Source organism: Pantoea sp. Lij88, assembly GCF_030062155.1.
Lineage (GTDB): Bacteria > Pseudomonadota > Gammaproteobacteria > Enterobacterales > Enterobacteriaceae > Pantoea.
The window spans coordinates 3,248,951-3,271,831 of the sequence record NZ_CP118269.1; the positions used below are offsets into that span (position 1 = coordinate 3,248,951).

The following is a 22,881-nucleotide window of genomic DNA, read 5'->3' on the forward strand; positions in this document are numbered from 1 at the left end:
ATATTTAACAGTTAAGAATCATTAAGATAGCGAGGAATGTCAGATTATTATCAGATAATACTTAGGGTAATTATTTGTGAGAAAGGATGTAAGCGAGGCGCTAAGCGGCTTCAGTGGCATAACAGAGACGGCAGAGTGGGTGTAAGGGTGATTTTTAAGGCCAGGCAGAACCGTAGTGACGGCTGTTTTTCACTCAGTAAAAAAAAAGCCACGCCCTTATCGGAGCGTGGCCCTTACCCTTCAGGTTAACGTCAGGTGCGTAATCCGCGTCCGCGCTGTATCAGCGCATAGACCAGCCAGTAGAACACCAGAATAAAGGCCACCAGGACTGAGAGCGTAAACACCAGCGGCACATCGTTAATGCCCAGGAAGCCATAACGGAATCCGCTAATCATATAAACAACTGGATTCAGTTTAGAGACAGCCTGCCAGATCGGCGGCAGCAGACTCAGCGAATAGAACACGCCGCCCAGATAGGTTAATGGCGTCAGCACAAAGGTCGGGATCAGGCTGATATCGTCAAAGGTACGGGCAAACACGGCATTCAGCAGGCCGGCCAGTGAAAACAGAATCGCGGTCAGCAGCAGTGTAATCGCCACCATCGACCAGGAGTGCACGTGGAACGGCACAAAGAATAGCGAGATGGCCGTCACCAGGATGCCGACGCAGACACCGCGCGCTACGCCACCGCCAACATAACCGGCAATGATAATGTGGGTCGGCACCGGCGCAACCAGCAGCTCTTCAATGTTGCGCTGGAACTTGGCGCTGAAGAACGACGATGCCACGTTGGCATAGGCGTTGGTGATCACCGCCATCATGATCAATCCCGGCACGATGAACTGCATATAGCTGAAGCCGTGCATCTCACCGATGCGCGACCCGATCAGGTTGCCAAAGATGATGAAATAGAGCGTCATAGTGATCACCGGCGGCACCAGCGTCTGGATCCAGATGCGGGCGAAACGGTTAACTTCTTTGGCCCAGATGCTCTTCAGCGCCACCCAGTACAAATGTGTCATGCTTTTGCTCCTGTTTTTCCCTGCGTCGTCAGGCCAACGAACAGCTCTTCCAGACGGTTGGCTTTATTGCGCATACTCAGCACCTGCACACCCTGCGCACTCAGCTGGCTGAAGACGCTGTTAAGGCCCTGCTCACGCAGCACTTCCACTTCCAGCGTGGAGGTATCGGTCAGGCGGTACTGGAACCCTTCCAGCTTTGGCAGCGGGCTGCGCGGAGCCAGATCCAGGATAAAGGTTTCGGATTTGAGCTTGGACAGCAGCGCTTTCATCGAGGTGTTCTCCACCAGCTCACCGCTCTGGATAATGCCGATGTTGCGGCACAGCATTTCAGCTTCTTCCAGATAGTGGGTGGTGAGGATAATGGTGGTGCCTTTGGCATTGAGATCTTTCAGGAAGACCCACATCGAGCGGCGCAGTTCGATATCCACGCCCGCCGTCGGTTCATCCAGAATCAGCAGCTTAGGCTCGTGCATCAGCGCGCGGGCGATCATCAGACGACGCTTCATGCCGCCGGAGAGCATGCGCGCACGTTCGCTGCGTTTGCCCCACAGATCGAGCTGCTTCAGATACTTCTCCGCCCGCTCATTGGCTTCACGACGCTCAACGCCGTAGTAACCCGCCTGGTTGACGACGATCTGCATCACCGTCTCAAACGGGTTGAAGTTAAATTCCTGCGGCACCAGGCCGAGCTGGCGCTTGGCATTCACCACATCTTTTTCCAGATCGTAGCCAAACACCCGCACGCTGCCCTCGGATTTATTGACCAGCGAACTGATAATCCCGATGGTGGTGGATTTACCGGCACCGTTTGGCCCCAGCAGTGCATAAAAGTCACCCGCTTCAACGTTAAGATCGATGCCCTTCAGCGCCTGCACGCCGCCGGGATAGGTCTTGGTCAGCCGGGAAAGTTCCAGTGCATATGTCATTCTGCATCCATACCCTGTTTTGGTGGCATTGCAATGCCGTTTAAATTTATCAGGCCCTGGCATATAGTACGCGCGCGCACTTTGCGCAGTAACCGGTCGCTCAACGCCATGACAGACATCAATACCCTGATCAGAAACAACCGCGAATGGTCAAAATTACTGGTTGAAGAAGATCCCAGCTTTTTTGAGCGGCTCGCCCAGGCACAAAAACCGCGCTTCCTGTGGATTGGCTGCTCTGACAGCCGTGTCCCTGCCGAACGTCTGACCGGACTGGAACCGGGCGAACTCTTTGTTCACCGCAACGTTGCCAATCTGGTGATCCACACCGATCTGAACTGTCTGTCCGTGGTGCAGTACGCTATCGAAGTGCTGGAAGTGGAACACGTTATCGTGTGCGGCCACTACGGCTGCGGCGGCGTGCAGGCGGCGATGGATAACCCGGAGCTGGGTTTAATCGACAACTGGCTGCTGCACATCCGCGACCTCTGGTACAAGCATAGCGTGTTGCTGGGGGAACTCCCGCCGGATAAGCGCCTGGACAAACTGTGCGAAATCAACGTGATTGAACAAGTCTATAACCTGGGGCATTCGACCGTGCTGCAATCTGCCTGGAAGCGCGGCAAGAATGTCTCCCTGCACGGCTGGGTATACGGTATTCAGGACGGCTGTCTGCGTAACCTTAATGTCACAGCAGACAGCCGGGAGATCCTCGAACAGCGCTACCGTAATGGCATTGCTAATCTGCGGATGAACGGTGAGTCCTGAGCCGATCGCGGCGTAAAGCGCGACATAGCCTACACCAGGCAACCGGTGCAGGCCTTGGAAGAATGTGCTGTCAGAGCGGTATCAGGATTCCAGCGGCACCACTTTGCCGATATAAGGCAGATGGCGATAGTGCTGAGCGTAGTCGATACCGAAGCCGACCACGAACTCATCCGGAATCGCAAAGCCGACATACTCGACGTTTACTTCAACTTCACGGCGCTCTGGCTTATCCAGCAGGGTACAGATCGCCAGTGATTTTGGCTGACGCAGCTGCAGAATCTCACGCACTTTGCTCAGGGTGTTACCGGAGTCGATGATATCTTCGACGATCAGCACATCCTTACCACGGATGTCTTCATCCAGATCTTTCAGGATTTTCACATCACGCGTGCTGGACATGCCGCTGCCGTAACTGGAAGCCGTCATAAAGTCGACTTCATGCGGCACATCAATGGCGCGACAGAGATCAGCCATGAACATGAATGAGCCGCGCAGCAGCCCCACCAGCACCATATCGCTGCCGCTGTCGCGGTAGTGCTCGTTAATCTCTTTGCCCAGTTCAGCGATGCGCGTGGCGATTGCCTGTTCAGGGATCATCACTTCAACAGTGTGTTTCATTGCGTTCAGCCCGGTTACGTCAGAAAAGCCCCGAAGTCTATCACAGACGCAGCCGCGACGGCTGTGCGACCCTGTATGCAAACGATTACGTCGCGAAAATTATTACCGGCGGCCTGCGGGTCACCGAAATGCGCATTACCTTAGAACATTCTGGCATTTACCAGCATGATTCGCTGCGTGTTAGCCTTTATCCAACAGATCGTTACCCTACTCGCGCCGCTGGCCGGAGATCACAATGACTTCTTCTTCAAGCAAAAAAACGCATATCGGCGACAGGCCGCTGCACCCTGAAACCCAGATGCTGAACTATGGCTACGATCCCCGCCTCTCTGAAGGCGCGGTGAAGCCACCGGTGTTTCTGACCTCGACCTTTGTCTTTGACAGCGCCGAAGAGGGCCGGGATTTCTTTGATTACGTCTCTGGCCGACGTGAACCGCCGGAAGGCAAATCGGGCGGGCTGGTCTACTCCCGCTTTAACCACCCGAACAGCGAAATCGTTGAAGATCGGCTGGCGGTCTATGAGCAGGCAGAAAGCTGTTCGCTCTTCTCTTCCGGCATGGCCGCCATTTCCACAGCGCTGCTGACGTTTGCCCGTCCGGGTGAGGTGATACTGCACTCCCAGCCGCTCTATGGCGGCACCGAAACCCTGCTCAGCAAGACGCTGCACAATCTGGATATCAAAGCCGTGGGTTTCAGCGACGGCAATGATGAGGATAAAGTGCGTGAGGCCGCTCAGCAGGCAATGGCGCAGGGCCGCGTGGCGGTGATCCTGATTGAAACACCGGCGAATCCGACTAACAGCCTGGTCAATATCCGCCTGATGGCGCGCATCGCCGATGAGATCGACCAGCAGCAGGGTTCACGGCCGATTATTGCCTGTGACAACACGCTGCTCGGCCCCTTGTTCCAGCAGCCGCTGACGCTGGGCGCGGATCTGTCGCTCTACTCGCTGACTAAGTATGTGGGCGGTCACTCTGATCTGATTGCGGGCGCGGCGATGGGCAGTAAGGCACTGATGGCGAAAGTTCGCGCCCTGCGCAGCGCAATCGGCACGCAGCTGGACCCGCACTCAAGCTGGATGCTCAGCCGCTCGCTGGAGACGCTGTCGCTGCGGATGGAGAAAGCTTTTCACAATGCGGAAGCGGTCGCAGCGTTTCTGCGCGATCACCCGAAAGTGGCGAAGCTGCACTGGCTGCCCTATCTGGATGCGGAGAGCGCCGAGGGGAAAACCTATCGCGAACAGTGCAGCGGCGCGGGTTCGACCTTCTCGTTTGATATCACCGGCGGCCAGCCCGCTGCGTTCCGTTTTCTCAATGCGCTGTCGCTGTTTAAGCAGGCGGTGAGCCTGGGCGGTACCGAGTCGCTGGCGAGCCATCCTGGCAGCACCACGCACTCCGGCGTGCCGCAGGCGGTGCGTCAGCGTATTGGTATCACTGACGCCACGGTGCGGCTGTCGATTGGCATCGAGAACGCCGGTGACCTGATTGAAGATATCAGACTGGCGCTGGATCAGGCGTAATCAGCTTACGGTAAAGCCCAGCATCATGCCGGTATCTTCATGCTCCAGCAGATGGCAGTGGGCCATGTAAGCGTGTTCGGCGGCGGCGACATAGTTGAAACGCACCAGCACTTCACTGCGCCAGCCGTCGACATTCACCATATCCTTCCAGCCCTGCCGATGCGGGGCGGGCGGTTTACCGTTCTCGGAGAGAATACGGAACTGGGTGCCGTGAATGTGGAACGGATGCAGCATGGCGTCGCCTTCCCCTGAAATCGTCCACTTCTCATAATCGCCCAGCTTCACCGCAAATGACGGCTTCGTCATATCAAAGGCCTGGCCGTTGATCCTGTTGCCGTTGCGGAAATCGTAATCCGCGGGCTTCGCCATGCCGTGCATGCTGTGATCCATCCCTTCCATGTTTTCCATCGGCGACATCGGCCCGGCAGCCGTTTTCTGCGGCGTCTGCGGCATCGAATGATGACCGCCTTTGCCCATCGCTTTCTCACCGTAACGCTGCATTAATGCCTGCATTCCCAGCTGATCCAGCTGCGGGTCCATCATCAGCTGCAGCCAGCGTGTCGTCAGTCCGTCAGTGGAGGGCAGCGCGGGCAGCGTCGCCAGCTGATCCGGCAGCGTGGCGCTGGCCATCACCCGCAGCGGCAGGATCTGCACCAGCGGCAGCGGCTGGTCAAACGGCGGCAGCGTCATGCCCATCTGCTCCGTCGGCAGCGTCACCAGATCAAACGCCTTACCGTCCGAGGTATCGATCATCACCTCAAAACGCTCGCCCGGCAGGAGCGGCAGCGCGTCGAGCTTCACCGGTTCAGCCAGCAGGCCACCATCGCTGGCAATGACATAAAGAGGACGTTTATCACTGGCCGCAACGTGTAGCGAACGGGCATTACAGCCGTTCAACAGACGCAGACGCAGCCAGCCGCGCGGCACCGCATGCTGCGGATACTGCACGCCGTTAGTCAGCATCATGTCGCCAAACCAGCCTACCGCCGCGCGCATCACGTCGAGCTGATAATCGATACGGCTGCCATCTTTGGTCAGCTGCTTATCCTGGAAAATCAGCGGCACATCATCCACGCCCCACTGCGTGGGCAGTCGCAGCGTTCCGCTCTCTTTATCTTCCAGCAGGATCAGGCCCGCCAGCCCCTGCGCCACCTGATGCCCGGTCCTGCCGTGCAGATGCGGGTGATACCAGCAGGTCGCGGCGGGTTGATCGGGCGTGAAAGAGACCTGACGCGAACCGCCTGCCGCAATCACCGCCTGCGGGCCGCCATCTACGGCGCCAGGGATTTCCAGCCCATGCCAGTGCAGGGTGGTCGCTTCGCTGAGCCGGTTATGGATGTTCACCGTCACCGGTTTGCCACTCTGCATCTTCAGTACCGGCCCCAGCAGGCTGCCGTTATACCCCCAGGTCGGCACCGCTTTGCCGTTCCACTGCGTGGTGCCCTGCATCGCGGTAAGGCTGTAACTGCCCGTGGCATCGGGTTCCAGCAGTGACGGAATCGGCAACAGCGGACGGGTAGCCGCCATCAGCGAACGGCTCCAGAGCGGCAGGGCTCCGGCTGCACTCAGTGCGGCGGTGAGTTTCAGGAAATGGCGACGTTGCATGGTGATCATCCTTGTGGCATAGGAGCGCACAGCCTAAACCCTGACCTTATGGGAAGGTCAAGCCTTACCCGTGAGAATCTGACGAAAAAAGGCACGACAGCGGCTCACAGCGCCAAATTAATCGAAAACCTGAGAGTAACTGTGCTAACGTCATGAGCAATATCCATTGAAGAGAACGACTATGAAGCAAAGCATCAGGATCCTGCTGTTAACGGGACTCCTTGGCTTCTCCTCCACCAGTTTTGCCCTGAGCGAATCCGAAGCGGAAGATCTGGCCGATCTTACGGCGGTTTTCGTTTATCTGAAAAATGATTGTGGCTATCAGGATTTACCGGACGCGCAGATTCGCAAAGCGCTGGTCTTTTTTGCTCAGCAGAACCGCTGGGATTTAAGCAACTACAGCAACTACAACATGAAGGCGCTGGGTGAAGACAGCTATCGCGATCTCAGCGGCATCGCCATCACCAATGACAAAAAATGTAAGTCACTGGCCCGCGATTCGCTGAGCCTGCTGGCCTACGTCAGGTAACCGCTCTGCCCTCTGCAGCCGGACATTGACCGTGCAACGACGGTCAGTGTTAGCTATCATGTGCCGCCCATCTTCATGGCGATGTCATCAGAGGAGAGCACCATGGCCCACAATGAAACGTGGTATGAAACCCTTCATGCCGGTTTTGGCCAGTATTTCACGGTAGACAAAGAGCTGTACCGTGAGAAGACTGCGCATCAGGATTTAATCATTTTCGAAAATGCCGCGATGGGCCGCGTGATGGCGCTGGACGGCGTCGTGCAGACCACCGAACGCGACGAATTTATCTATCATGAAATGATGACCCACGTTCCGCTGCTGGCACACGGCGCGGCGAAGAGCGTCCTGATCATCGGCGGCGGCGACGGTGCCATGCTGCGTGAAGTGTCACGTCATCCGGAAATCGAAAAGATTACCATGGTAGAGATCGATGCTGGCGTGGTCACCTTTTGTCGCCAGTATCTGCCGAACCACAGCGCAGGCGCCTATGATGATCCGCGCTTTACGCTGGTGATTGATGACGGCGTTAACTTCGTCAATCAGACCCAGCAAAAATTCGATGTCATCATCTCTGACTGCACCGATCCGATCGGTCCGGGCGAGAGTCTGTTTACCTCCGAATTTTATGCCGGTTGCAAAGCGGCCCTTAATGAAAATGGCATCTTCGTGGCGCAGAATGGCGTCTGCTTCCTGCAGCAGGATGAGGCCGTCAACAGCCATCGCAAGCTGAGCCACTACTTTGGCGATGTGAGTTTCTATCAGGCGGCGATTCCGACCTACTACGGCGGCATCATGACTTTTGCCTGGGCAAGTGATAATCCGGCGCTGCGCCAGCTTGATGCTGCCACGCTGCAGGCACGTTTCGAGGCCGCTGGCCTGACCTGCCGCTACTACACACCAGCGATCCATACCGGCAGCTTTGCCCTGCCACAATATCTGTTAAATGCGTTATCGGCCGCGTGCTGATCGTGCATTTTTAAGGGGGTGAACAAAATTGCAAAAGCTAAAACTACATGGCTTCAATAACCTGACGAAAAGCCTGAGTTTTTGTATTTACGATATCTGTTATGCGAATACTGAAGCTGAACGCGATGGTTACATCGCCTACATTGATGAACAATATAACGCTAACCGTCTGACGGAAATCCTGACGGAGACCTGCTCAATCATCGGCGCTAACGTGCTCAATATTGCGCGCCAGGATTATGAACCGCAGGGAGCCAGCGTCACGATTCTGGTCAGCGAAGAGCCTATCGATCCCAAAGATATCGATAACTCCGAACATCCTGGCCCGCTGCCTAACTCGGTGGTGGCGCATCTCGATAAAAGCCATATCTGCGTGCATACCTATCCGGAAAGCCACCCGGAAGGCGGACTCTGCACGTTCCGCGCCGATATCGAAGTCTCCACCTGTGGTGTGATCTCACCGCTTAAAGCGCTGAACTACCTGATCCACCAGCTGGAGTCTGACATTGTCACCGTCGATTACCGGGTGCGCGGTTTTACCCGCGACGTGAAAGGGATGAAGCACTTTATCGATCACGAGATCAATTCGATTCAGAACTTCATGTCTGACGATATGAAAGCGATGTATGACATGGTGGATGTGAATGTTTATCAGGAAAACATCTTCCATACCAAGATGTTGCTGAAAGAGTTCGACCTTAAACACTACCTGTTTAACACCCGCCCGGAAGATCTGAGCCCGCAGGAGCACAAGCGTATTACTGACCTGCTGTGGAAAGAGATGCGTGAGATCTACTACGGCAGAAATATTCCCTCAGTGGGCCTGAAGACCCTCTGAGTATCAGGCGCGCAGCGTTAAAGCCTGCGCGTCTCATCCCCTTGTTTCCCCCCGCCGGTTTTACACTGTGCTGAAAAGAGGGCGCGTTCTGTTCAGGCGGAAGTCAGCGCAAGCGTAATGCCACGCTCGCGCAGCGTGCGGCAGACATCTTCATTTAACCGACTGTCGGTGACTATATCGGTCAGATCATCCACCGGTGAGGCGCAGAACAGCGACCAGGAACCATATTTGCTGCTGTCCGCCAGCAACACCCGACGTGCGGCATTGGCCAGCAAATCGTGTTTCAGCCCGGCTTTCTCCTCGGTCGGCGTGGTAATACCGCGCTCAAGGCTCCAGGAGTTACAGCTGACAAACGCGATATCGGGATTGATGCTGCGCAGCAACCGGCGTCCATGTTCGCCCACACAGGACTGACTGGAGTCGTCGATCCGGCCGCCAATAATTGTCACTTCAATCTGCTTAAATTCAGACAGAAACAGCGCAATGTGCAGGTCGGCGGTAATCACACGCAGCGGCAGATGGGTGAGCTGACGCGCCAGCTCCAGCATGGTGGTGCCTGCATCCAGCACCACCGCATCTCCCGACCGGACAAAGCTGGCGGCGCATTCCGCGATCGCCTGCTTCTCGGCCAGGTTACGCTGCATTTTCTCCAGTGTGGTTGGCTGGGCAGGAATAAAACGATTCAGGGTAACGCCGCCATGACTGCGGCTGATCACGCCCTCTTTATCCAGCTTAATTAAATCACGTCGAATCGTGGCGGGTGAGGCGGAAATCGCACTGACCAGTTGCTCAACAGTCACCAGATTATGGCTTTTCAGGTAATCCATAATCTGGTCAAGACGGCTCTGTCCCTTCATATTTCCCTATGCGAGCTGCATCGCGAGTTTAATAGAGATCGCCATGCTGTCAGACTTCGCTTTACCTGTCCAGGCGATATCAAATGCCGTGCCGTGGTCAGCCGAGGTGCGGATAAATGGCAGGCCTGCGGTGATGTTCACCCCATCATAGAAGCCCAGCAGTTTAAGCGGGATGTGCCCCTGATCGTGGTACATCGCCACCACCATGTCATAGCGTCCATCCTGGCACTGCAGGAACACCGTGTCCGGCGGGCAAGGCCCGGAGACATCAATCCCCTGCGCTTTCATCGCCTCAATCGCCGGGGCAACGGTGGTGATCTCCTCATCGCCAAACAGCCCGTTCTCACCGGCATGCGGATTGACGCCCGCCACGGCAATACGCGGGGCGCGGTAACCCACACGACGCAGGAAGGTGTCCGCCATACCAATCACGGTTTTGATGCGTGTCTGATTCAGCGTGTCGAGGAACTTACGCAGCGCAATATGCGTCGTGACATGAATGACTTTCAGCTTATCGGTGTAGAGCACCATGGCGTAATCTTTGGTGTCGGTAAGGTGCGCCAGCAGTTCGGTGTGACCCGGATAGAGATGGCCCGCCGCATGCATCGCCTCTTTGTTCAGCGGCGCGGTAGCAATAGCATGTACCTCGCCCGCCAGCGCCAGTCCGGTGGCACGCTTCACGCAGCGCCACGCCAGATCTCCTGCCTCTTTCTGCACGACGCCAGGTTTCAGCGCATCGGGATCGGCCAGCGGCTCATCAATGACGTTGATGATGCCCGGCGCAAACCGCGCATCCTGTACCCGGTCCAGCACCCGCAGCTCGGCCTGTGGCGTAATGTTCATCGCCATAATGCGGCGCAGTGTACTGGCACAGCCAATCACCACGGCAGGAATGCCATTCAGCTCACCTTCAGAGAGTGATTTGATGATGATTTCCGGGCTGATTCCCGCCGGATCGCCCATGGTGATCGCAATAATTTTACTCACTCGACTTCTCCTCAATAAAACCAATGGCTGCTACCAGGGTATTTTCATCACCAAAGCCACCCGCTTTGGTCATCACCGGCAGAGTAAATTCACTGTTAAGCAGAACCCCGTGCGGCACACAGCCCGCCACCAGACCCTGAATTTTAAAACCGCTGGCCCCGAGTGCCTGCGCGACGGCAATCGCCACGTCGCCTCCCGACAGATAGAGCGCATGCGGCAGCTGCGCCCGGCACAGGCTGAAGGCCATTTCGCCCAGCAGCTGACAGATCGCCTCGCCCAGCTGCTGGCGCGTCACGCTGTATTGCTGGCAGAGATTTTCGATCTCGTGTCGCTGGAATGCATGCTGGCAGGTGCGGATCACCGTGTGGCGACCGGCACGCAGTGCGGTGGTCGCCTGTTCGATCCAGCGACTCCGGTCGGGCCAGGCGGGCTGCTGAAACAGCTGACGGATATCGACATCCACTATCTCAACGGCGCGGTAATGACGCAGCGCGGCGATCTGCTGCTCTGCCTGATGGCTCATCGATCCCACCACCGCCAGCACAGGCCGCGCGGGGTAAACGGAGAGTGCAGCACCCAGCGCATCGCTTAACCCGGCAGCGCCCACCAGCAGGGGCGTCTCGCTCAGACGCGACGCAGCCGCGATCAGTCGTGCCAGGTCGTCTTCCGTTTCAGCATCCACCGCCACCACGCCCTGCGCCGCCGCTAATACCGCATCAAGCCGATCGCTGCGCAGCGTCGCGAGATCGATCTCCGTGCCGTCGATCTGCATCTGATCGAGGATGCGGGCACTGCGGATCGGGGTTTTGGGATCGCTGGCAAATTCGGTGTCCGTCAGTAAGCGCTGATCGACCCACACCTTGCCGTCACGTGTGGTGCGGCCCAGCCGCGGTACGGCCGGTGCCACCAGCGCCATTTTTTTGCCGCTGGCGCGAAGCGCAGCCACCGTTTCAGCGCCGACGTTGCCGCGCAGCGTGGAGTCGATCTTTTTAAACAGCCAGCCCTGCTGAAGCTGTTCCGCATAGTGCTGCACCACCTGAGTGACGCGCTCTGCGGCCAGGCTGGCGCTGACGGCCCGGCTGTCGGTGCTGATCACCAGCACATCCGCGGCTTCGTCTGGCAGTGATGCTCCGGTGCCGAACAGCACATGTACACGGGCGCCAGCCTGTGCCAGTCCGCTACCTGCATCGTTGGCACCGGTAAAGTCATCGGCGATGACCAGCACCGGGGTTTTCCATATTGATGAGCCCATCCTCACTCCTGTCAGGCTATTGCCGCTGCATTTGATTATATTCAATCATGATTGATTATATGTGAGCAAGTTCAAATTAATCGAAATCGATATGCCTTATAAAACTAGCCACAGAGAGTGACTGACTTCGCATTGCGCTGAGCAAAATTAATCATTTACTCAGACATGACAGAAATAAGGGTATGAAATGAACATTAACAGCACGGTGATCAGCGGATATCAGGCGTTAAACGACATGCGCTATCTGCTGGAGGGAGTATCCACGGCGGTGGTGGTTACGGACCGGAACATTGAGGCGATTCCGGCGGTACAGGCGCTGATGGGTCAGCTGCGGGATCGGATTCCGCGCATCAGCCTGGTAAACAGCGTTCCCCCTGAGCCCAGCCAGCATGACGTAGCCGCGATTATCTCAGCGCTCTCCCAGGGCCAGGCCGACATGGTGATTGGCATCGGCGGTGGCAGCGTGCTGGATGTAGCGAAGCTGCTGTCAGTGCTGTGCATGGATGGAGCACCGACGCTGGACGCACTGCTGGCTGGCGAAAAACCGGCGCGCCGCACCCGCTCAATGTTAATTCCCACCACTGCCGGCACCGGCTCGGAAGCGACGCCGAATGCGATTCTGGCGATCCCGGAGAAAGAGACCAAAGTCGGCATTATTTCACCGGTGATGCTGCCCGATGTGGTGGCGCTGGTGCCGGAACTCACCACCAGCATGCCGCCACACATCGCCTCCTCGACCGGTATTGATGCGCTTTGCCATCTGATTGAGTGCTTCACCGCCAACGTGGCCAATCCGGTCAGCGACAACTATGCGCTGATTGGGATGAAGAAGCTGTTCGCTAATCTCGAAACCACCCTGCGCGAACCCGGGAATTTGCAGGCGCGGCTGGAGATGCTCTGGGCCTCTTACTATGGCGGCGCGTCTATTGCTCACGCGGGTACGCATCTGGTGCATGCCCTCTCATATCCACTCGGTGGCAAATATCACCTGCCACACGGCGTCGCCAACGCCATTCTGCTGGCCCCCTGCATGCGCTTTGTCCGTCCGGCCGCCGTGAGCAAATTTGCTCAGGCCTATGACCTGCTGCCCGATGCCGACCTTCGTCTGAACGATGACGAGAAATCACACGCGCTGGTTGACTACTTCACCGCGCTGGTGGCACGACTGCAACTGCCTGCCAGCCTGGAAGCGCTGGGCATCGGCCCGAATCAGCTTCCCGGGTTAGTAGAAGCCGCACTCGACGTTCAGCGTCTGATGAAAAACGTGCCGATGGCGGTCACCGCCGACGATGTGCGCGCCGTCTACCTGACGCTGTTCCCTTCCTGCCAGGCGTAATGAGGATTGTCATGAATAAGAAAATAAACGGCGTACTGACCGCCATCGTCACCCCCTTTGACCGTGAAGGTGCCTTTGATCCGGTGAGGCAACGTGAGCAGGTCAGACGCCAGATCAATGCCGGAAACGGCATCTTCTGTGGCGGCACCAACGGCGAATTTTTTGTGCTGAACGAGCAGGAGAAGATCGCGGTCACCACCACCTGCGTCGATGAGGTCAACGGCCAGGCACCGGTAGTGGCACATATCGGGGAGATCTCGACCCGTGAAACGATCCGGCTCGGCAAACAAATTGCCCGCCTTGGCGTGGATGCCGTCTCAGCGATCACGCCGTGGTTCGTTCCGCTGAAGCAGCAGGAGCTGATCGACCACTATCAGCGCGTGGCCGACGCGCTGTCGGTGCCGCTGTTCCTCTACAACATTCCGGCGCGCACCGGCAATACGCTGCAGCCAGAGACTGTCCGTACGCTGGCTGCGCACCCGAACATCATCGGCATCAAAGATTCAGCGGGCAGCTATGAAAGTCTGAGCGGTTTTCTGCAGGCCACCGCCGACTGTGAGGGCTTTGATGTGCTCAACGGCCCGGATTCACTGATTCATCAGGGATTCGTTGATGGCTGCCCCGCCTCTATTTCCGGGCTGGCAAACGTGGCACCCGCGGCGATTAACGCCATCTGGGCACGCTTCAGTGCCGGCGATATTGCCGGTTCGCATCAGGCTCAGGAGAACGTCACCGGCCTGCGTACCGCGCTGTACAGCATCGGCTTCTCACCGGCCGCCGTAAAAAAAGCGGTCAGCCTGCAGGGCTTTGAGGTGGGTGAAAGCCGCTATGCCGTGCAGTTCAGCGCTGAAGAGCAGCAGCAGATCCGACAAATCGTGAACCACTATCTGCAATAACGTCCATCGCCTTTGCACCCTACCGGTCAGATGAGAACGAACCTGATGGTCGCCATCTGCCAGAACAATCGAGGTCATGATGAAAGCATTTTCAACTGAGAGTACCTTACTGATCGTCGGCATGGTGGTCGCCTATATCCTGTTCACCACCTGGCTGACCTGGCGGTTACGCAGTAAAACCAGCGGCGACTTTATGGAAGGCTCTCGCGCCATGCCCGCCTTTATCGTCGGCATTATGCTGATGTCTGAATATATCGGGGCAAAATCGACCATCGGCACCGCGCAGGCGGCTTTTGAAGATGGCTTCGCCGCGTCATGGTCTGTGATTGGCGCGGCGATTGGTTTTCCGCTGTTTGGCCTGATTCTGGTCAAACGCATCTATAACACCGGAAAGATCACGATCTCCGGTGCTATCGCCGAGAAATATGGCAGCTCAACCAAAAACATTATCTCGCTGATCATGATCTATGCGCTGCTGCTGGTGAACGTCGGTAACTACATCAGCGGCGCGGCGGCGATCTCCACCGTGCTGAAGATCGACCTGACTCAGGCCGCCTTTATCACTGCGGTGGTGAGCACCTTCTACTTTGCCTTTGGCGGCATGAAAGGCGTGGCCTGGGTTACGCTGCTGCACAGCGCCATCAAGTATATGGGGATCCTGATTATCCTCTATGTGGCGCTGAAGATGACCGGCGGCGTCGCCCCGATGATGGAGAAAATGCCCGCGTTCTACTGGACCTGGGATGGGCACGTTGGGGCCAGTACCATTGTGGCCTGGCTGATCGGCACCGTGGGATCGATCTTCTGTACGCAGTTTGTGATCCAGGCGATCTCCTCCACCAAAGATGTGAAATCAGCGAAGCGCGCTACCTGGGTCGCTTTCATCTTCTGCCTGCCAATCGGTCTGGCGATGGCGCTGATTGGCGTGGCGGCGAAGTTTGCGCATCCGGATATCAAGAGCCTCTATGCGCTGCCAGTGTTTCTGCAGGATATGTCACCGTGGCTGGCGGGCATCGTCACGACCTCGCTGGTGGCATCGATTTTCGTCAGCGTCGGCACCGTGGCGCTGGCCATCGCCTCGCTGGTCGTAAAAGACTTTTACGTGCCATATCGTAACCCGACGCCAGAGCGCGAATTTAAAATGACGCGCTGGATCTCGATTGGTATCGGCTTCTTCCCGCTGCTGTTTGTCCTGTTCTTCCCGGAAGTGCTGAAGCTCTCCTTCTTTACCCGCGCGATTCGCCTGTCGATCACCGTGGTAGCGATCATGGCGTTCTATCTGCCGTGGTTTAAGAGCACACGTGGTGCCAATGCCGGTCTGATTGGTGCCTGCGTGGTGACCTCCGTCTGGTTCCTGATGGGTAACCCATTTGGTATCGACAATATGTATGTGGCGCTGGTCACACCGGCCATCATTATGGTGATTGACCGCTGTATCCCGTCACGCCAGTCTCAGCCTCAACCGCAACAAAATGCACAAAACAGTGGAGCCTAATATGACTCAGGAAACCGTCACCGCAGAACGCACCGGCCTGCTTGCGCCTCACCCGCAGGACAGCGCGCAGCAGGTTGCGATGCTGCCCTCCTCCTGCCCGCAAAACCACGCGGCCAACCTGCTGCCGCTGCCTGATGGCGATCTGCTTTGCGTCTGGTTTGGCGGCACACAGGAAGGGATCGCCGATATCTCGGTCTGGTGTTCCCGGCTGACTAAAGGCAGCGATTGCTGGAGTGAAGCGCAGAAACTCTCTGACGATCCCGGCCGTTCAGAACAGAATCCGGTGCTGTTTCTCGATCCTGACCAGGTGCTGTGGCTGCTGTGGACGGCGCAGAAATCGGGCAATCAGGACACCGCGATTGTGCGCTATCGCCAGTCTCACGATATGGGCAAGAGCTGGGGCGGGATCAACACTCTGCTGGATAAGCCCGGCACCTTTATCCGCCAGCCGATTGTGGTGCTGCCCAACGGCAACTGGCTGCTGCCGGTGTTCTACTGCCTGACGCAGCCCGGCGAAAAGTGGGTTGGCAGCTATGACGTCAGCGCGGTGAAAATCTCGGAAGATAAAGGCCAGAGCTGGCGTGACGTCAGCGTGCCTGACAGCACCGGCTGCGTTCATATGAACGTCACCCTGCTGGATGATGGCTCGCTGCTGGCCCTTTACCGCAGCCGCTGGGCCGACCACATCTATCAGAGCCGCTCGTTTGATCAGGGTGAAAGCTGGAGCGCGCCCGAGCCGCTGTCACTGCCCAACAATAACTCCTCGATTCAGGTGACGACGCTGCGCAACGGTCATCTGGCGCTGGTGTTCAATGCCATGAGCGCCGAAGGTGCCAGCGAACGTCGGTTGTCGCTGTATGACGAAATTGAAGATGATGAAGAGGACGGTAACGTTGCGGTCGCCGCTGAGCCGGTGGTACATAACGGTCGTACCGCCTTCTGGGGCGCGCCACGCGCGCCGATGACGCTGGCGATCTCAACGGATGGCGGTAAAAGCTGGCCGCTGCAGCGCAATCTGGACGAGGGCGACGGCTACTGCATGACCAATAACTCTCAGCAGAAATTAAACCGTGAGTTCTCCTATCCCAGCATTAAACAGGGCGTGAACGGCGAACTGCATATCGCCTACACCTGGTATCGTCAGGCGATTAAATATGTACGGGTTGAGGAGTCATGGGTGCAGGGAGGTGACGCGTGATTGAACGGATGGCGCTGGTGACCGGGGCCAGTTCCGGCATCGGTCAGGCGATTGTGGATCGCCTGCTGAAAGAAGGCTGGCAGGTGACCGGCCTGAGTCGCTCGGCGATAAACCGGACAGCAGCGGGCTGGCAGAGCCATCAGATTGATATCAGCGACAGCGCGGCATTGCAGGCTTTACTGGATGAACTGCCGGTGCCGCAGGCGGTGATCCATGCAGCGGGAATGATGCAGGCCGCGCCGCTGGGAGAGCTGGATCTGAGCGCCAGCGCGCGTCTGTGGCAACTGCATGTAGCCGCCGCAGAACAGCTGGCGAATCATTTCGCGCCCCGGATGCAGGCGGGCGGCAGAATTGTGCTGCTGGGCAGTCGTACGTCAGGCGGCGCGGCAGGCCGCAGTCAGTATGTGGCCACCAAATCGGCGATGATCGGCATGGTGCGCAGCTGGGCGGCAGAGCTGGCACCGCGCGGCATTACGGCCAATATTGTGGCACCTGGTGCCACCGAAACGCCGATGCTGCAACAGCCAGGACGGGCCAGTTCGCCGCCAACATTGCCGCCGATAGGTCGTTACATTCAGCCACAGGAAGTGGCCGGACTGGTCGATTTCCTGCTCTCACCTGCGGCAGCGGCGATCACCGGTCAGCAGCTGGTGATGTGCGGCGGTGCATCGCTGAGTTAATTAACCGGCCGGGCCACTCAGGTTGCCCGGCCTTATTACATTACCGTACGGGTTTGCCGTACTGGTTTATAAACTGGCGATAGGCGGCAATCACCAGCTGAAAATCTTCAATGCCGCAGAACGAGAGGCTCTCTTCGTCGTAGTAGTTCATCCCCTCCTCCATGCCGTCATCTTCCAGTGCCAGCAGGTTGGCGCGAATCATTACTTCTTCTTCATCCAGCAGGATGGTGTACTCGCTGCCGATGCGCTGCCACTGACGCACGCTGCCTTTGACGTCTTCGATAGCGGCTTCAACTTCATCCAGCAATCCCGGATCGTTTTTTACTTCTTCGTTGAACCAGTGGCCGACCGCTTCATGATCCATCGACATACGAACCTTAATCTGTCCGGTCACATCGCGTAAAAATTCATATTCCATCGCCCGTTCCTCTCAACGTCGTCGCCTCACCTGATAAGTGTCCGTGCTGCTCTCGCAGCATAGTGTGACACGTCGCGCATTATTACAGGCTGTCTGCCGAAATCCAGCTTTTGATCGTCTCTCTGCCCAATGCCGGGACGAAAAAAAGGGGCGAATCATCGCCCCTTTCTGTGACTGCCAGGTGAAGAATCAGACCGCAGTCTGGAAAATCACGCCATCAGCCTTGTCGGTGTACTGCGTCAGCTGGTCAAAGTTGAGATAGCGATAGGTGTCGCTGGCCGTTTTATCGACCTGCGCCATAAATTGCTGATACTCATCCGGCGTTGGCAGTTTGCCAAGCAGAGACGCGACCGCAGCCAGCTCCGCTGACGCCAGGTAGACGTTAGCGCCGTTACCCAGACGGTTCGGGAAGTTACGGGTCGAGGTAGAAACCACCGTCGAACCATCTGCCACACGTGCCTGGTTACCCATGCAGAGTGAACAGCCCGGGATCTCGATACGCGCACCGCTTTTACCGAATACGCTGTAGTAGCCCTCTTCGGTCAGCTGTGCCGCATCCATCTTGGTTGGCGGAGCCACCCACAGACGGGTTGGCAGCTGGCCTTTGTGGCTATCCAGCAGTTTACCGGCAGCACGGAAGTGACCAATGTTGGTCATGCACGAACCGATGAACACTTCATCGATCTTCTCGCCCTGCACGTCAGAGAGCAGACGCGCATCGTCCGGATCGTTTGGCGCACAGAGGATCGGCTCTTTAATGTCAGCCAGATCGATTTCGATCACGGCGGCATATTCAGCATCGGCATCCGGCTCAAGCAGCTGTGGATCGGCCAGCCATTTTTCCATCCCTTCAATGCGGCGCTCCAGCGTACGACGATCGCCGTAGCCTTCTGAGATCATCCACTTCAGCAGCACGATGTTGGAGTTGAGGTATTCGATAATCGGCGCTTTATCCAGCTTGATGGTGCAGCCTGCAGCAGAACGCTCTGCGGATGCATCGGAGAGCTCAAACGCCTGCTCAACTTTCAGATCCGGCAGACCTTCGATCTCCAGGATACGGCCAGAGAAGATGTTTTTCTTACCTTTCTTCTCAACGGTCAGCAGACCCTGTTTGATGGCATACAGCGGAATGGCGTGAACCAGATCGCGCAGAGTAATGCCTGGCTCCATCTTACCTTTGAAGCGCACCAGGACCGATTCCGGCATGTCGAGCGGCATAACGCCCGTCGCCGCCGCAAACGCCACCAGGCCTGAACCCGCCGGGAAAGAGATGCCGATAGGGAAACGGGTATGGGAGTCACCACCGGTACCAACGGTATCCGGCAGCAGCATACGGTTCAGCCAGCTGTGGATAATGCCGTCACCCGGACGCAGCGATACACCGCCACGGTTCATGATGAAGTCTGGCAGCGTGTGGTGCGTGCTCACATCCACCGGCTTAGGATACGCGGCGGTGTGACAGAAGGACTGCATCACCAGGTCGGTCGAGAAGCCCAGGCAAGCCAGATCTTTCAGCTCATCACGGGTCATCGGGCCGGTGGTATCCTGCGAGCCAACCGAGGTCATCTTAGGTTCGCAATAGGCACCTGGACGAACACCGGTCACGCCACAGGCGCGGCCAACCATTTTCTGTGCCAGTGAGAAACCACGGGTGCTCTCAGCAACATCTTTCGCCTGACGGAAGACGGTGCTGTGCGGCAGACCCAGCGACTCGCGCGCTTTGGTGGTCAGGCCACGGCCGATGATCAGCGGAATACGGCCACCGGCACGGACTTCGTCAATCAGCACTTCGGTTTTGAGTTCGAAGCTGACCAGCAGTTCATTAGTTTCGTGGTTGCGGACTTCGCCTTTGAACGGATAGATGTCGATGACATCGCCCATGTTCAGGTTGTTGACGTCCACTTCAATCGGCAGTGCGCCCGCATCTTCCATGGTGTTGAAGAAGATTGGCGCAATTTTGCTGCCCAGTACCACGCCGCCGCCTTTTTTATTCGGCACGTTCGGAATGTCGTCGCCCATAAACCACAGCACCGAGTTGGTGGCGGATTTACGTGAAGAACCGGTTCCGACTACGTCACCGACATACGCCAGCGGGAAGCCTTTGGTCTTCAGTGCTTCGATCTGTTTGATCGGGCCAACATTGCCCGCCTCATCCGGCTCAATGCCTTCGCGGGCATTTTTCAGCATCGCCAGGGCGTGCAGTGGGATGTCAGGACGTGACCAGGCATCCTGGGCCGGAGAGAGGTCGTCGGTGTTGGTTTCGCCTGTGACTTTGAACACCGTGACGGTGATTTTCTCAGCCAGTTCAGGGCGTGTCAGATACCATTCCGCATCTGCCCAGGATTGCATGACCTGCTTCGCGTATTCATTACCCGCTTTCGCTTTCTCTTCGACATCATAGAAGTTGTCGAACATCAGCAGCGTGTGTGAAAGGGCTTTCACCGCAATGGGGGCAAGCTTGCTATCGTCCAGTGCTTCAATCAGCGGATGAATATTGTAACCGCCCTGCATGGTGCCGAGCAGTTCAACCGCTTTTTCAGGAGATATCAGAGGAGAGGTTGCTTCGCCTTTGGCGACAGCCGCCAGGAAACCGGCTTTGACATACGCCGCTTCATCGACGCCAGGTGGGACTCGGTTGACCAATAAATCGGTCAGAAATTCTTCTTCACCCGCAGGTGGATTTTTCAGCAGTTCAACCAGCGCGGCCATCTGGGAAGCCTCTAAAGGCTTAGGTACAATTCCCTGGGCAGCACGCTCGGCAACGTGCTTACGGTATTCTTCTAGCACGACGTTATCCTCGCTCTCATTATGTAGGGCTTTCCGACCACCTTGCTCACTTATGGAGAACACACTTCCCTTTCTCGTCCAGGTTGAGGTGCCCGGTTTCGCGGAGGGCAGAATAGCAGGATTTCGTCTGTTTGTTAATCTGTTTACAAAAATACAACATAATCCACTGCCGCGATTCTTCCCGCCTGTTTTCCCTGTTCAGCCAGCAAAGTGAGCTGAAAAGGCACCCGGCAGCGTAGCGTATTCCACTGAAATGTCTGGATGAAGAGATCAATATTGCCGCATTTAAAGCGAAGTCATGCGGTGCGATAGATAACTGAAAGGAATAGAACCCGGCGCGCATGCGGCTTAGTAAAGCGTTCCCTGCGGTTCGCCGCCGGTTATCAGCCCTGCCAGCCTGTGCGGCCACGAAGATGCCCCCTGAAACGACTGACGTTGCAGGGGGCCGGAACGATCAGAAAGAGGCCATCATGACCTCTCTCTGCCAGGTTAATTTTTCAGATTTTCCGGGAAATTAGCGGGCAGCTGATCGGGCGGACAGTCAATCACGCTCTCGTTGTTTTCACCGACATCGCGGATGACGGTCAGCGTCGCAAACTCATCAATCACTTCGGTGGGATAAGCCGGACCCGCTTCGCGGAATGTGGCCATCTCTTCCAGATGGTCGTTCTGGAAGCAGACTGTTTTTTCCGGGTTGTTCATCACCCAGCGCGGGAAGAAGATGGTGCCATGGAAAATTTTATCGGCCAGGTTAACCGCCAGGCTGACATCGGTACCGGTAGGTTCAGTCCAGGAGACTTTATAGACATCCTGCGCCAGACGAACGACATAGACGTGCTGATTTTTAACCCAGCGATTACCGACCATGCCACTGTGAATACGATAGTCGATGGTGCTGGCATTTTTAATATAGAGCTCGTAATTCCAGCCGTTGTCGTAGGTGTAAACCAGATGTTTGCCGACGATGCCAGACAGGTCATGTTTATCAAAAGTGCTCATGATTCACTCCTCATTTGTTTTCCCTGAGATAATTATTGCGCGTTACAAAAGCGATGAATAACGCTATTTTTAGCACTAAATCATTTAATTTTTAGATGAGTAACCATGTACAAAACAACCCTGGAACAGTGGTATCTGCTTGACGCGGTGGTGAATGAGGGAAGTTTTGCGCTGGCCGCAGAGAAGAACAATCGCAGCCAGTCTTCACTGAGCTATCAGCTGGGCCTGCTTCAACAGCGGCTGGGTTTAACTTTGTTACAGCAGGAGGGCCGCCGCGCGGTGCTGAGTGCGGAGGGGCATCAGCTGCTGGCCCAGGTCCGTCCGCTGCTGGAGGGGTTCGGTGCGCTTGAGGCCCGGGCCAGTGCCCTGCAACGCGGCGAGCGTTCGCGCATCGATCTGATGGTCGATGCGACGCTGCCCAAACCTCTGCTGTTTGATGTGCTCCGGACCTTTCAGCAACGCTATCCGCATGTCCGCATCTGGCTGAGTGAAATCGTCCGCAGCGAAACTCCAGACAGACTGGCGGAACAACAGGCCGATCTCTGGCTGGTGGCGCAATATGGTGCCGGACCGCTGGCAGGCGAAAGCCTGATGAGCGTCAATTTCATTGCCGTCGCCCATCGCGACCACCCGCTGCACCGTGAACCCGCCCCGCTCAACGCCGCCACGCTGGCACGCTGGCCCTGCGTGACCATTCTGGATCGTCAGCAACAGCAGCAGTCTGAGGTGAATGGCGATCAGGCGGAGAACTGGTCATTCACGACGCTATCGGCCGCGATTGAAGCGGTCCAGCATCAGTTAGGTTATGGCTGGCTGCCGGAACAGAATATCGCCGCGCTGTTAGAGAGCGGTGAACTCCGCCCTCTTCCGCTGCTGCAGGGCCGCCGACGCAGTAGCTCGCTGGTGATGCATATGAATGAAGAGAGACTGCCCGGCAACCACGCCATTGCAGCACTGGCGCAGATGTTTATTGAGCGGGTGGCATCCTGGGAGGCGCGCGGATAAGCAAGAAATCGGAGTGGTTTATCCCCGCTCGCACGGGAAACACTCTAAAACTATCCGGCTGATTACCCGGCACTTTCTCACACTGAAAAAATCCACAAGATTTAACACCCTCGTTTACCCCAGATGAACACGTAATAACCGGCCCAAACACCAGGCGAAAAAAAAGCCCCCATAACGGGAGCT

Annotated in this window: 21 protein-coding genes; 11 read left to right on the forward strand and 10 right to left on the reverse strand. The window is 56.9% G+C overall.

Annotated features, from left to right (window positions below; all coding sequences use genetic code 11):
* Positions 1-251: 251 nt before the first annotated feature.
* Together PU624_RS19130 and PU624_RS19135 are read right to left on the reverse strand one after the other, a co-directional pair.
* Positions 252-1,022 carry an ABC transporter permease gene (locus tag PU624_RS19130; protein ID WP_283546224.1) on the reverse strand — a complete coding sequence of 257 codons (771 nt, stop codon included), beginning with the start codon at positions 1,020-1,022 and terminating at the stop codon, positions 252-254.
* Complete coding sequence (locus PU624_RS19135; protein ID WP_283546225.1) at positions 1,019-1,948, reverse strand: ABC transporter ATP-binding protein; 930 nt, start codon at positions 1,946-1,948, stop codon at positions 1,019-1,021. The genes PU624_RS19130 and PU624_RS19135 overlap by 4 nt, the downstream gene beginning before the upstream one ends.
* 108 nt (positions 1,949-2,056) lie before the next feature.
* On the opposite strand from PU624_RS19135, the gene can reads away from it, so the two are divergent.
* Positions 2,057-2,713 carry a carbonate dehydratase gene (gene can / locus PU624_RS19140; RefSeq protein WP_283546226.1) on the forward strand — a complete coding sequence of 219 codons (657 nt, stop codon included), beginning with the start codon at positions 2,057-2,059 and terminating at the stop codon, positions 2,711-2,713.
* Positions 2,714-2,794: 81 nt separating this feature from the next.
* Here the strand turns inward: can and hpt are convergent, their stop codons facing one another.
* Positions 2,795-3,331 carry a hypoxanthine phosphoribosyltransferase gene (gene hpt, locus PU624_RS19145; RefSeq protein ID WP_105099563.1) on the reverse strand — a complete coding sequence of 179 codons (537 nt, stop codon included), beginning with the start codon at positions 3,329-3,331 and terminating at the stop codon, positions 2,795-2,797.
* Between the two features lie 235 nt (positions 3,332-3,566).
* On the opposite strand from hpt, the gene PU624_RS19150 reads away from it, so the two are divergent.
* Positions 3,567-4,850, forward strand: a complete 1,284-nt coding sequence (locus PU624_RS19150; RefSeq protein ID WP_283546227.1) for a cystathionine gamma-synthase family protein — start codon at positions 3,567-3,569, stop codon at positions 4,848-4,850.
* Here the strand turns inward: PU624_RS19150 and cueO are convergent, their stop codons facing one another.
* On the reverse strand, positions 4,851-6,455 hold the full coding sequence (cueO, locus tag PU624_RS19155; protein WP_283546228.1) for a multicopper oxidase CueO: 1,605 nt from the start codon (positions 6,453-6,455) through the stop codon (positions 4,851-4,853).
* 181 nt (positions 6,456-6,636) lie between these two features.
* Here cueO and PU624_RS19160 point away from each other — a divergent pair, with 181 nt between their 5' ends.
* From PU624_RS19160 to speD, 3 genes are all read left to right on the forward strand, one after another.
* The gene (locus PU624_RS19160) at positions 6,637-6,984 is read left to right on the forward strand and encodes a YacC family pilotin-like protein (protein WP_003854673.1); all 348 of its coding nucleotides are present in this window, start codon (positions 6,637-6,639) and stop codon (positions 6,982-6,984) included.
* 102 nt (positions 6,985-7,086) lie between these two features.
* Positions 7,087-7,950 (forward strand): polyamine aminopropyltransferase, encoded by an 864-nt coding sequence (speE, locus tag PU624_RS19165; RefSeq protein ID WP_283546229.1) that lies wholly within the window; start codon positions 7,087-7,089, stop codon positions 7,948-7,950.
* 28 nt (positions 7,951-7,978) lie between these two features.
* Positions 7,979-8,788 carry an adenosylmethionine decarboxylase gene (gene speD, locus PU624_RS19170; protein ID WP_003854677.1) on the forward strand — a complete coding sequence of 270 codons (810 nt, stop codon included), beginning with the start codon at positions 7,979-7,981 and terminating at the stop codon, positions 8,786-8,788.
* A 92-nt stretch (positions 8,789-8,880) separates the two neighbouring features.
* Here speD and PU624_RS19175 read toward each other — a convergent pair whose 3' ends face one another.
* Genes PU624_RS19175 through dtnK form a run of 3 tightly spaced genes read right to left on the reverse strand, consistent with a single transcriptional unit; the run spans position 8,881 to position 11,884 of the window.
* Complete coding sequence (locus PU624_RS19175; RefSeq protein ID WP_283546230.1) at positions 8,881-9,645, reverse strand: DeoR/GlpR family DNA-binding transcription regulator; 765 nt, start codon at positions 9,643-9,645, stop codon at positions 8,881-8,883.
* 6 nt (positions 9,646-9,651) lie between these two features.
* Positions 9,652-10,632 carry a D-threonate 4-phosphate dehydrogenase gene (locus PU624_RS19180; RefSeq protein ID WP_283546231.1) on the reverse strand — a complete coding sequence of 327 codons (981 nt, stop codon included), beginning with the start codon at positions 10,630-10,632 and terminating at the stop codon, positions 9,652-9,654.
* Positions 10,625-11,884 carry a D-threonate kinase gene (gene dtnK, locus PU624_RS19185; RefSeq protein ID WP_283546232.1) on the reverse strand — a complete coding sequence of 420 codons (1,260 nt, stop codon included), beginning with the start codon at positions 11,882-11,884 and terminating at the stop codon, positions 10,625-10,627. Before dtnK ends, PU624_RS19180 begins: the two co-directional genes overlap by 8 nt.
* A 187-nt stretch (positions 11,885-12,071) precedes the next feature.
* Here dtnK and PU624_RS19190 point away from each other — a divergent pair, with 187 nt between their 5' ends.
* The 5 genes from PU624_RS19190 (at position 12,072) to PU624_RS19210 (ending at position 17,489) form a co-directional block, all read left to right on the forward strand.
* On the forward strand, positions 12,072-13,220 hold the full coding sequence (locus tag PU624_RS19190) for an iron-containing alcohol dehydrogenase (protein ID WP_283546233.1): 1,149 nt from the start codon (positions 12,072-12,074) through the stop codon (positions 13,218-13,220).
* An 11-nt stretch (positions 13,221-13,231) separates the two neighbouring features.
* On the forward strand, positions 13,232-14,116 hold the full coding sequence (locus PU624_RS19195; RefSeq protein WP_283546234.1) for a dihydrodipicolinate synthase family protein: 885 nt from the start codon (positions 13,232-13,234) through the stop codon (positions 14,114-14,116).
* Positions 14,117-14,195: 79 nt separating this feature from the next.
* A complete protein-coding gene (locus PU624_RS19200) occupies positions 14,196-15,611 on the forward strand; it encodes a sodium:solute symporter family protein (RefSeq protein ID WP_283548031.1) in 1,416 nt (471 codons plus the stop codon).
* A 1-nt stretch (position 15,612) separates the two neighbouring features.
* A complete protein-coding gene (locus PU624_RS19205; protein WP_283546235.1) occupies positions 15,613-16,809 on the forward strand; it encodes a sialidase family protein in 1,197 nt (398 codons plus the stop codon).
* Between the two features lie 8 nt (positions 16,810-16,817).
* Complete coding sequence (locus PU624_RS19210) at positions 16,818-17,489, forward strand: SDR family NAD(P)-dependent oxidoreductase (RefSeq protein WP_283548032.1); 672 nt, start codon at positions 16,818-16,820, stop codon at positions 17,487-17,489.
* 40 nt (positions 17,490-17,529) lie between these two features.
* Here PU624_RS19210 and yacL read toward each other — a convergent pair whose 3' ends face one another.
* From yacL to PU624_RS19225, 3 genes are all read right to left on the reverse strand, one after another.
* A complete protein-coding gene (gene yacL, locus PU624_RS19215; protein ID WP_083070547.1) occupies positions 17,530-17,907 on the reverse strand; it encodes a protein YacL in 378 nt (125 codons plus the stop codon).
* Positions 17,908-18,096: 189 nt separating this feature from the next.
* Entirely contained in the window at positions 18,097-20,694 is a 2,598-nt protein-coding gene (gene acnB, locus PU624_RS19220; protein ID WP_283546236.1) for a bifunctional aconitate hydratase 2/2-methylisocitrate dehydratase, read from the reverse strand.
* Between the two features lie 489 nt (positions 20,695-21,183).
* Positions 21,184-21,693, reverse strand: a complete 510-nt coding sequence (locus tag PU624_RS19225) for a phenolic acid decarboxylase (RefSeq protein WP_283546237.1) — start codon at positions 21,691-21,693, stop codon at positions 21,184-21,186.
* A 105-nt stretch (positions 21,694-21,798) separates the two neighbouring features.
* Between PU624_RS19225 and PU624_RS19230 the strand changes: the two genes are divergently transcribed.
* Entirely contained in the window at positions 21,799-22,698 is a 900-nt protein-coding gene (locus tag PU624_RS19230; RefSeq protein ID WP_283546238.1) for a LysR family transcriptional regulator, read from the forward strand.
* The last annotated feature ends 183 nt before the right edge of the window (positions 22,699-22,881 follow it).